General features: G+C 56.3%; 11 protein-coding genes. 5 read left to right on the top strand and 6 right to left on the bottom strand.

Annotation, left to right across the window (positions count from 1 at the left end; all coding sequences use genetic code 11):
* The first annotated feature begins 125 nt into the window (after positions 1 to 125).
* The 4 genes from DG357_RS11495 to DG357_RS11510 all read left to right on the top strand — a co-directional run bounded on the left by DG357_RS11495 (position 126) and on the right by DG357_RS11510 (position 3,527).
* Complete coding sequence (locus tag DG357_RS11495) at positions 126 to 653, top strand: GNAT family N-acetyltransferase (protein ID WP_041909946.1); 528 nt, start codon at positions 126 to 128, stop codon at positions 651 to 653.
* 86 nt (positions 654 to 739) lie between these two features.
* Entirely contained in the window at positions 740 to 1,483 is a 744-nt protein-coding gene (locus DG357_RS11500) for a 5'-nucleotidase, lipoprotein e(P4) family (protein ID WP_249428656.1), read from the top strand.
* Between the two features lie 141 nt (positions 1,484 to 1,624).
* The gene (locus tag DG357_RS11505; protein ID WP_088205457.1) at positions 1,625 to 2,611 is read left to right on the top strand and encodes an MBL fold metallo-hydrolase; all 987 of its coding nucleotides are present in this window, start codon (positions 1,625 to 1,627) and stop codon (positions 2,609 to 2,611) included.
* A 4-nt stretch (positions 2,612 to 2,615) separates the two neighbouring features.
* Positions 2,616 to 3,527 carry a LysR family transcriptional regulator gene (locus tag DG357_RS11510; protein WP_088205458.1) on the top strand — a complete coding sequence of 304 codons (912 nt, stop codon included), beginning with the start codon at positions 2,616 to 2,618 and terminating at the stop codon, positions 3,525 to 3,527.
* Here DG357_RS11510 and DG357_RS11515 read toward each other — a convergent pair.
* Positions 3,518 to 4,402, bottom strand: a complete 885-nt coding sequence (locus DG357_RS11515; protein WP_041909939.1) for a LysR substrate-binding domain-containing protein — start codon at positions 4,400 to 4,402, stop codon at positions 3,518 to 3,520. The genes DG357_RS11510 and DG357_RS11515 overlap by 10 nt on opposite strands.
* 113 nt (positions 4,403 to 4,515) lie before the next feature.
* Between DG357_RS11515 and DG357_RS11520 the strand changes: the two genes are divergently transcribed.
* Entirely contained in the window at positions 4,516 to 6,003 is a 1,488-nt protein-coding gene (locus DG357_RS11520) for a UbiD family decarboxylase (RefSeq protein WP_088205459.1), read from the top strand.
* A 24-nt stretch (positions 6,004 to 6,027) separates the two neighbouring features.
* Here DG357_RS11520 and DG357_RS11525 read toward each other — a convergent pair whose 3' ends face one another.
* From DG357_RS11525 to opgC, 5 genes are read right to left on the bottom strand one after another with little or no spacing between them, the layout of a single operon-like run.
* Complete coding sequence (locus DG357_RS11525) at positions 6,028 to 6,453, bottom strand: ATP-binding protein (RefSeq protein ID WP_088205460.1); 426 nt, start codon at positions 6,451 to 6,453, stop codon at positions 6,028 to 6,030.
* Positions 6,454 to 6,792: an STAS domain-containing protein gene (locus DG357_RS11530; RefSeq protein ID WP_063942452.1), complete on the bottom strand. Its 339-nt coding sequence runs from the start codon at positions 6,790 to 6,792 to the stop codon at positions 6,454 to 6,456.
* Positions 6,782 to 7,996 (bottom strand): PP2C family protein-serine/threonine phosphatase, encoded by a 1,215-nt coding sequence (locus tag DG357_RS11535; RefSeq protein ID WP_048958240.1) that lies wholly within the window; start codon positions 7,994 to 7,996, stop codon positions 6,782 to 6,784. The genes DG357_RS11530 and DG357_RS11535 overlap by 11 nt, the downstream gene beginning before the upstream one ends.
* A 9-nt stretch (positions 7,997 to 8,005) precedes the next feature.
* Positions 8,006 to 8,905 carry a hypothetical protein gene (locus tag DG357_RS11540; RefSeq protein WP_088205601.1) on the bottom strand — a complete coding sequence of 300 codons (900 nt, stop codon included), beginning with the start codon at positions 8,903 to 8,905 and terminating at the stop codon, positions 8,006 to 8,008.
* 11 nt (positions 8,906 to 8,916) lie between these two features.
* Positions 8,917 to 10,134 carry an OpgC domain-containing protein gene (opgC, locus tag DG357_RS11545; RefSeq protein ID WP_088205461.1) on the bottom strand — a complete coding sequence of 406 codons (1,218 nt, stop codon included), beginning with the start codon at positions 10,132 to 10,134 and terminating at the stop codon, positions 8,917 to 8,919.
* Positions 10,135 to 10,170 lie beyond the last annotated feature (36 nt).

Raw genomic sequence — 10,170 nt, forward strand, 5'->3', positions numbered from 1 at the left:
CCTCGAATGACCCACATTTTACGCGGAACGAAGTACAAGCTTAGTTCAGGATCACAAGTGCGTGAGCTCAGCGGATTTAACCGCGTCGTCTATTCTTTATGAAATAACTCACTATCGGGAATACTATGCAGATTCGAAAAGGATTAAATACGGACCTCGTCCGTCTTGAATGTTGTGACTTTTCTTTCACCATTAGCCACATTGCGCGAGAGCCCTTTATCCATTGTGATTTGCATATTGAAGCCGTCGCCGAGCCCTGGATAAAAACCTACGAACTCGACATCCAAACGCTTGAAAACCATTGCGTTAATCCGGACGCCATATTTCTTGTTGCGGAAACCGATGACGGTGAATTAGCCGGATTTATTACCGCGTCAATCGGCTGGAATAAATTTATTTCAGTGGATTATATTGCCGTTGATCGCACCAGACGCAGAACCGGCGCCGCGCAAAAATTAATGGCTGCCGCGCACGTGTGGGCCCGCAGCGTAAACGCGCCGGGATTACGGCTTGAAACACAAAATGTGAACGTCTCTGCCTGTCTGTTTTACCGTAACTACGGGTTCACCCTGGGCGGGTACGATCGGTATCTCTACAACGCCTTACCGGAAAAAGACGAGGTTGCCCTGTTCTGGTATTACATGCTGGTGTAGCGCCGCAGCCTTCATATTTCTGTCATTGAACTTCATTACGCTTTCGGGATTTTAACCACGGTGTTGAGGAAAGAAGTGTGAATTCAATGGCTAAGGCATTACTGCTGGCATTACCCGTTTTGAGTGCAGCGGCGACGGCCGCTGAGCGCGAGCTGTGTGAACCCAAAGCGTACGAAATGGCGCTGCGCTATCAGCAGAAATCGGCAGAGATTCTGGCCCTTCAGCTGCAGACGTATCGGTTTGCCACCGAGCGTTTCGACGAAAAATTAAAAGATCTAAAAACACCTGAAAATTACGCCGTGGTGATGGACCTGGATGAAACGGTGCTTGATAACACCCCTCTGCTGGTGCGCGACATGGCGCAGTGTCACGACTATACGAAATGGGATACCTGGAGCGACTGGGAAAAACAGGGAAAGCCCGGCTTAATCCCGGGAGCGAAGGCGTTTCTTGACCATGTGAATCAAAGCAAGGTCCGCATCTATTATGTTTCGGACCGTATGCAGGAAAACAAAGCCGACACGCTGAAGACGTTAAACGCTCTCGGCCTGCCGCAGGTGTCTGACGAAAGCGTGCTGCTGGATACGGTCAGCAAGGAAGAGCGCCGTCAGAGCATCCTCAAAAAGCAGCAGATCGTGATGCTGTTCGGCGACAGCCTGCCGGACTTCGCCGTGCAGTTTAAAAACAAAAAGCCGAGCGAACAGCAGCGTGAACTGGTTGAGGCCAGCGCGGAACACTTCGGCAACGACTGGATTGTGCTCCCAAATGCCGCTTATGGTGCCTGGTCCAGGGCCACGCTGGATAGCTGGAACGCACCGCTGAAAAAATAACGCTTTACGGGCCGGGAAAGGCTTCACCACCACCCGGCTGTTGCGCTGTGCTATTTATCTCGTTTATAGGTCCTATCATTTCTGAGCAGGTTCTTATAATTTTACGGAGCAGTAAGATGAGCACTTTCAAAGGAGACTCGTATGCTTACCGTGAAAAAACTTGCTCTTTCCACGCTGATTTCCAGTTCATTGCTGTTCTACCCTGCGCTGCAGGCCTCGGCAGAAACGCCGCAGCACGTCGTTAAACAACCGGCGGGCGGTTACAGCGTGCAGGTCGGTGACGTTCTGGTAACGTCGTTTACGGACGGGACCGTTGCGCAGGATCTGCACAAGCTGCTGCGCCGGACAACGCCGCAAAACATTGATGCACTGCTCGCGAAAAACTTTCAGACCAACCCGGCGGAAGTGTCCATCAACGCGTTCCTGATTGCGATGCCCGGACACAAAATCCTGGTGGACACCGGTTCCGGTCAGCTCTTTGGCCCCGGCAACGGCGGACGTCTGATTGAGAGCCTCGCCACCCAGGGAATCAAACCCGAGGACATCACTGAAGTTCTCCTGACCCACGCCCACTCCGACCACGCGGGTGGCCTGGTGAAAGACGGCAAGGTGGTGTTCAGCAACGCGCGCGTTTTCGTTGGCAAACCGGACATCGACTTTTTCTTTAACGACGACAATCAGAAGAAAACCGGCTACGGCAAGAGCTACTTCGATGTCGCACAGAAGACCTTAAAACCCTATCTTGACGCGGGTAAAGTGGTGCCGTTTAGCGGCACATCGGAGATTATTCCGGGACTGACCGGCACGGTTCATCCCGGACACACGCCGGGTTCAGCCTTCTACACGCTGACAAGTAAAGGCGAGAAGATCACCTTTGTCGGCGACATCATTCACGCAGCGGCGGTCCAGTTCCCGCAGCCTGCGGTGACCATCACCTACGATGAAGATGAGAACAAAGCGGCAAGCGTACGCGAGCATGCGTTCGCTGACTTTGTGAAAAATAAAGACCTTATTGCCGCGCCCCATCTGCCTTTCCCGGGCATCGGCTATGTGACGAAAGGTGAGAAAGGCGGCTATGCCTGGGTCCCTGTTACCTATACCAACCGGGACGCCAGCGGCGCGAAGTAGAGTGATGTCGCGTATATCTGACATGGACATCGACCTGCTCCTGGCGCTGGACGCCCTGCTTCAGGACAGGAACATTACTCATGCGGCCACGCGGCTGGGCATCAGCCAGCCCGCGCTCTCTGCCCGTCTCGCGCGTCTGCGCACGCTGTTTGGCGAGCCGCTGTTTATTCCCTCCCCACATGGACGTGGGGTATTACCCACGCCGAGAGCGGAGGCGTTGAGGCCACAGGTTGAAAGCGTGCTACGCGGCATCCGCGCGATGTTTGCCCCCACCGCGTTTGAGGCGCACACCAGCAGCCGGACATTTGTTATCGCGCTACATGAAAACCCGGCGCTGATGCTCGGCACCGCGCTGCTTAACCAGGTGAGTACCGATGCCCCCGGCATCCGCCTGCGCTTCGCCCTGCCGGAGATGGTAGACCTGCCGCAGCAGTTGGAAAACGGTGATGTGGATATCTACATCGGCGTGAGCGCGGGCGCCCATGACGGATGGGTGAGGCGCAAACTTCTCGAAGACGCGTTTGCCACCGCCCAGCGCAAAGCTCATCCGCGTGGAACAGGTTCGTTAGATTTGGAAAGTTACTGCGCGCTTTCCCATCTGGTGGTGTCGTCGGCGGGAGATCCCTTTACCGGATTTATCGACCAAACCCTCGCCGGGCTGGGCTATCAGCGACACGTTGCCATGTCCACCCAGAGCTACGCTATGGCGCCTGCGCTGGTTGCCGGTACCGACCTGGTATGTACCCTGCCGGAACGGATGCTGAAGCAGTTTGCCAGCACGCTGGATATTTTCCCACCGCCGCTGCCGCTCCAGCCGATAACCATCAACATGTACTGGCACCCGAAAAACAGCCAGGATCCGGCGAACGCCTGGCTGCGCGGGCAGCTGCTGCGGGCTGCCGGACGTCAGGTGTGATCGAGCGTGACCAGAAACTTTTTAAGCACTTCTGAACGAATAATCCGGTGGCAAACCAGGGTGAGTTCGCTCTCCCGCAACCGGTCGAGGATGTCCACGTAGACGACATTCTCAACGCTCACTGCCTTTGCCGACGCGGGCAGCAGCGCCAGCCCAAATCCGGCCGCAACAAGGCTTATCACCGTGGGCACGTCGGTCGCATTTTGCACCACGTCCGGCTGAAAGCCCGCCCCGCTGCAGGCGTCATAGAAGTACTGCTCCAGCCCCATTCCCTCCGGATCGCGCAGCGAGATCCATTTTTCGTCTTTCACCGACGAAAGCGTCAGCGCGGATGATCCGGCGAGCGGATGCTGACGAGAGAGCGCCAGCACCGTTTTCTCCGAGGTGAACGGCCGGCTTTGCAGATCGTCAGGCAGCGACGGCAGCGGCGCGCGGATGATGGCCACGTCCAGCTGGTTGCTCTGCACGGCGGCGTAGAGCGTCTGCACATTTCCCGTCATCAGGGACATGGTAATGGCCGGCCAGCGGCTGTGCATCTGGCGCAGCGCGGCGGGTAGCCTGCCGTCAAACATCGCACTCGACACGCACCCCAGGTTTAACTCCCCCTGCTCGCCCCGTGCCGTTTGTCTGGCATCCAGCACCGCCTGCTCGGTCAACGAGATGGCAAGCCGGGCTTTGACCAGAAACGCTTCGCCCGCGGGCGTCAGGGTTAAGCGGCGGTTCGCACGGCTGAAAAGCGTGACGCCTAAACGTTCTTCCAGCGCCTTTATCTGCTGGCTCAGCGCCGGTTGGGCGATGTTCAGACGCTCGGCGGCCCGGTGCATGTGGAGCTCTTCGGCTACGACAATGAAGTGGCGCATCTGACGAAACTGCACGAGACGTCTTCCTGTATTGATATAAATTTACTTATCAATTTAACAGAAATGATGAAATTGATGCTATTGGTCTTTGCCATAAAAATGGAGGTATTCAACCGAGGGAGAAAAATATGGAAAACCAAGTCAACGATCTCCGCAGCGCCATCGCCTTACTGCAGCGCCACGAAGGGCAGTATATTGAAACCGATCATCCGGTCGATCCCAACGCGGAACTTGCGGGTGTCTATCGCCATATCGGCGCAGGCGGCACGGTCAAACGTCCGACCCGCACGGGTCCGGCCATGATGTTCAACAGCGTTAAGGGCTATCCGGGCTCCCGCATTCTGGTGGGCATGCACGCCAGCCGCGAGCGCGCGGCGCTGCTGTTAGGCTGCGAACCGTCTGAACTGGCAAAACACGTTGGCCATGCGGTGAAAAAGCCGGTCGCACCGGTTGTCATTCCGGCCTCGCAGGCCCCCTGCCAGGAACAGGTCTTCTACGCTGACGATCCTGACTTCGATCTTCGCAAATTGCTTCCGGCACCGACCAATACGCCAATTGATGCCGGTCCGTTTTTCTGCCTGGGACTGGTGCTGGCAAGCGATCCGGAAGACAGCTCGCTGACGGATGTCACCATTCACCGCCTCTGCGTGCAGGAGCGCGACGAGCTTTCCATGTTCCTTGCCGCCGGGCGACATATCGAAGTCTTCCGTAAAAAAGCGGAGGATGCCGGAAAACCGCTGCCGGTGACGATCAACATGGGTCTCGACCCGGCCATCTATATCGGCGCATGCTTTGAGGCCCCTACCACGCCATTTGGCTACAACGAGCTGGGCGTCGCCGGGGCGCTGCGCCAGCAGCCGGTCGAGCTGGTGCAGGGCGTGGCGGTCAAAGAGAAAGCCATCGCACGGGCGGAAATCATCATCGAAGGCGAACTGCTTCCGGGCGTGCGCGTAAGAGAGGATCAGCATACCAACACTGGCCACGCGATGCCGGAGTTCCCGGGCTACTGCGGTGAGGCGAATCCCTCCCTGCCGGTGATCAAAGTGAAAGCCGTGACCATGCGCAACCACGCGATCCTGCAGACGCTGGTGGGACCGGGGGAAGAACATACCACGCTGGCCGGACTGCCGACCGAGGCCAGCATCCGTAATGCCGTTGAAGAGGCAATTCCGGGCTTCCTGCAAAACGTCTATGCCCATACCGCGGGCGGCGGTAAGTTCCTCGGCATATTGCAGGTGAAAAAACGCCAGCCGTCAGACGAAGGACGCCAGGGCCAGGCGGCGCTCATCGCCTTAGCCACCTATTCGGAGCTGAAAAACATTATTCTTGTCGACGAAGATGTGGATATTTTCGACAGCGACGACATCCTGTGGGCGATGACGACGCGCATGCAGGGCGATGTGAGCATCACCAATATTCCGGGGATCCGCGGCCACCAGCTGGATCCGTCCCAGTCGCCGGATTACAGCACCTCGATTCGCGGCAACGGCATTTCCTGCAAGACGATCTTCGACTGCACGGTGCCGTGGGCGCTGAAGGACCGCTTCGAGCGCGCGCCGTTTATGGAAGTGGATCCACGTCCGTGGGCGCCGGAGCTGTTTGCCAATAAGAAATAAAATCACGCGCGTATGGCCCGCAGATCATACACGTATTTTCTTTCCAAGCGTGGCGATATTTTCACCCGCCACGCGTTCAACAGTGAAACGATCGACGCTCAGCAATATGAGCATCAGCCCCCTGCCGCTCTCCAGCAGCGGCGACATTTCGCAGAAACGGTCTCGCCGGGCGATCTCAAGACGCTCCTGCGGGAACGCGTCACCCGCGTCGGTAAAAACAAGGCAGACGTCATTGCCGCGGATGGCGAACTGTACGCTAAAGACGCTCGAATTATCCTCATGAAGCGCGTAGCGGATGATATTCGTTGCCACTTCACAAACGGCGAGATCGAAGGCGAAACGCCACTCGTCATCGACGGGAAGCGCGCTCAGCCTGTCTCTCAGCCAGTCGGACAGCGGCGTCAGGGACGCGATCGCCGCCGGAAATTCAGCATGCTCTGGCCTCTGCATCTACTGCCCCAGCTGTGCAAGCGCGCTATGTTTATCCGGATAGATACGGAAGATGCGATCCATTCGGGTCAGGGTGAACATGTTCATGATCCCGGGGTTCAGAGAGCACAGCGCCATGTCGCCTTTCCCGTTCATCAGCTTAAACAACGACACCAGCATCCCCAGCCCGCTGCTGTCGATGAAATCCACTTTGCTAAAGTCGACGATTAAGGCTTTATGATCGCTGCCGATTTCCTCCGTCACGGACGCTTTAAACGTCGCAGCAACGGAGGCGTCCAGCCGTCGGACCGCAGGCGTGAGAATGTTGGCATGCGGTAATCGTTCGGTGTTAATTATCATTCTGTTCTCCCTGACGCTCAATCACGAGCAGTGACACGTCATCGGTTAAGGCGATCGGTTCATCACGATTTGCATTGCGCCAGCCGGTCAGGTGGTCACCGAACCGTGGCAGGAGCTGGTCAACGGGGAGCCGGGCATGCTCATGAAGCCAGCGTTCGAGACGTTGCGTGCCAAACTGCTCGCCGCTGACGTTCTCACACTCGGTAATACCGTCACTGAATAAGCATAAGCGATCCCCCGGATGGAGGGTAAACGCGACGTCTTCCCAGCTCAGATCCGGGATTAGCCCGACCGGCGGTCCGCCATCACCCACGGACGTGACGGCGCTGTCCGCATTTACAATGAAGGGAGTAGGATGCCCGGCCTGGCACAGCCACCCTTCACCAGTCTCTGGATCGATCACGCCGTAAATGAGCGTGAAATAACTGGTGATGTCGCTCTCTTCACTGCAAAAGCGGCTGTTCAACATCCTGACAACCTCCGCAGGTGACTGAATCCCCCCCTCTTCGGTAAACAGAAAGCGATCCACCACCCGGCCATGTAAAAACTGGCGAGCCACCGCGAGGGACATCATCGCGGCCCCCACGCCGTGACCCGAGACATCAACGCAATAGAATCCCAGATGTGAATCCAGAGGGAAAATATTGAACACATCGCCCGAAACCCAGGCTGACGGCAGGAAAAGCCAGTCGGAGAAGTAGTCGCCATAGCGTAAGCGGCGTGAAGGCAGCACCGAGTGCTGAACGCGCGCAGCCAGTTCCAGATCTTTTTCAATCTGATGCAACGCTTCACTCAGGCGCTTGTTGTGCGCCGCGAGGGTCGCCTCCAGCGTCAGAATACGGACCCCGGCATGGAGCCGCGCCCGCAGTTCAGCCTGCTCAACGGGCTTACTCAAAAAATCATCCGCTCCGGCATCAAACCCCTGCGTCACGTCCCCGGCATTCTCGCGGGCCGTCAACAGGATGATATACACGTAGCGGCCAAACTGACGGTTGCGGATGGTCTGACACAGCGTCAGTCCGTCCATTTCCGGCATTTCCCAGTCGCTTATCACCATGCTGACCGGCTGGCTGGACAAGATTTCCAGCGCGTCGACACCATTTTCCGCCTCGCTCACGATATATCCCCACTGGGTGAGCATTCGGGAGAGTAACCGACGATAAATCAGCGAATCTTCAACGATTAACACGTGCAGCGCCGACATACATCCCTCCTAAAGCGGTAAGAACCAGATGAGGCTCACGGTCCCTTCCCTGAATTTTGCATTCCCGTTGCCGTGCCCCGGATAGCGCGTTCCCGCATAGTTCGCGTACTGGATGGAGAACGAACCCGGCGTATAGCCGGCATAACCGAAGCTGTAGCTGTAATCGCCGTTCCAGGGCTGCTGCTGGCTGCTGTCCGGGAACCAGAATGCCGTCGCGCGAACGAAGAAATGTTGTTTGAAGGTGTAGCCGCAGCCGCCGAGCATGACGTTTTTATTTTTGCGGATGTCATCGCTGCTGAGGTCGTAGTAGCGCGGTACCCAGCTGTACCCGACCTGGCAAATGATGGAATCCCCTTTATTAATCAGGAGCGTGTTTTCAACCGGTTTCGGTAGTGAAAACTTATAGGCCAGCGTGAAGGCGCCCTGTTCGAAATAGGTGTGTCGTCGGCTGCCCGATGTCCAGAAATGGTTATCGCCGTAGTTGCTGTAAACCAGACTCACGGTGTTGGCGTGCCAGTCATCGTAGCCGAAGCTGTAGCGAAAATCGGCGGAATAGCGGCTGGTGTCTCTGACCGGCAGTCGGGACGTAATGTTGGCAAACCAGAAGCTGTAGGGGGAATACTGAAGGCTGAGATTCAGCGTCTGGTTAATCTTTTTCTTTTCCGTGGCGGTGTCTGAACTGTTAGGAATGCTCATCCACTGCTCTTTCAGTCCCGAGCTAAAGCTCAGCGCACCTGAGAATTTCTTGTCGTTACCCGAGAACAGGCGCCCCCAACGGCTGGTAAAAACGCCTGCCTGAACGGGTTCACCGTTCTTATCGCGCAGGGTTTCTTTATCACTGCTTTGCGCCGCCTCCGCGGCGGGTATCGCGGCAAGCAGCACGCCCGCCAGAAGCCATTTTTCGCGCATAACCGCCATCCTTAGTTAGGTATCCAGCGTGCGCCGACGTCGTATTTTGCCATCAGCCACAAAATACCCAGTGCCGCCGCATGCACTAACGTGTTCTCTATCCAGGCGTGACGCCATAAATCGAAGGTGATGAACTGACTCACCAGCAGCACCACGTAAACATGCAAAATAAAGGTATAGAGCGAGTGCTGCCCTAGCGGGATGAGGAACCATCCCAGCAGGCGGTTGAGCGGCGTCCAGCAATACGTCAGCACCAGGTAGACGGTGACCATCAGGGCGATATCGTTCAATACCCGCACCGGGCCCAGCCCATTCTTCGCCGCCCAGGTGTGATAAAACGAATTGAAGCTGTCAGGCGGGATGACGTGCATCAGCAGCGCGGGCGGCATAAACGGGTTGGTATGGTTCTGGGCAACAAATCCCAGCACCAGTGACACCATGACCAGCGCCACCACCACCCCTTTGCCCGGGGGCGTCCGGGCGAACGAGAGCAGTTCGGCTTTATACCAGCCGCTGGCCATGCCCAGCACAAAGATGAACTGCCAGGCGAGCAGCGGGAAGGCAAATTCGAATTCCGACGGCGTCAGCCGAAGCGGCCACCGCTGCCACAGGCTGTACACCAGCAGCGACATCCCTAACAGCCACCAGACTTTTCCTTTCTGCAGCATCCCTAAAAATAGCGGGCTGAGTAGCAGCAAAAAGATATACAGTCCGAGAATTTGCGTCTGGTGGGGGCCGATCTGCAAATAGAGAATAATGTTGAACCAGGTCTCTTTAATTTGCGGCGTCACAGGATAAAGCGACCAGCTTTGACCTGAAAATCGGTCGGTAAAATGGGTGACCTCGAAAACGTTAATATGTGGGATATAGGCCAGCAGAATAAACGACACTATGATAATGATATTTACGCGATATATTTTCCATGCCCTGAGATAAAGCCCCCAGGAAACCGTAAGCAAAACCACTTTTTGCAGACGCGCGCGATTCAGCATTCCCAGCATAAACCCGGAGAGAATGACAAAGCCTTCTGCACCTGTTGTTAACCCAAAACGCTCCCAGGAGAATATATTAAATATCGACATCACCTCCGTATGCGCCACGACCATCATGACGAGGGCAATGCCGCGCATAAAGTCAATTCTCAGGTCACGGGCACCTGCAACGGAATACCTCCATGTTATTGATTTAGCGTCATCTTCTTGCGCAATCGACGGCGCAACATGGCTCATAGGGTGTCCTTTGCCTGAAAACGAAAATTAAGGTCT

The organism is Enterobacter bugandensis, from assembly GCF_900324475.1.
GTDB lineage: Bacteria > Pseudomonadota > Gammaproteobacteria > Enterobacterales > Enterobacteriaceae > Enterobacter > Enterobacter bugandensis.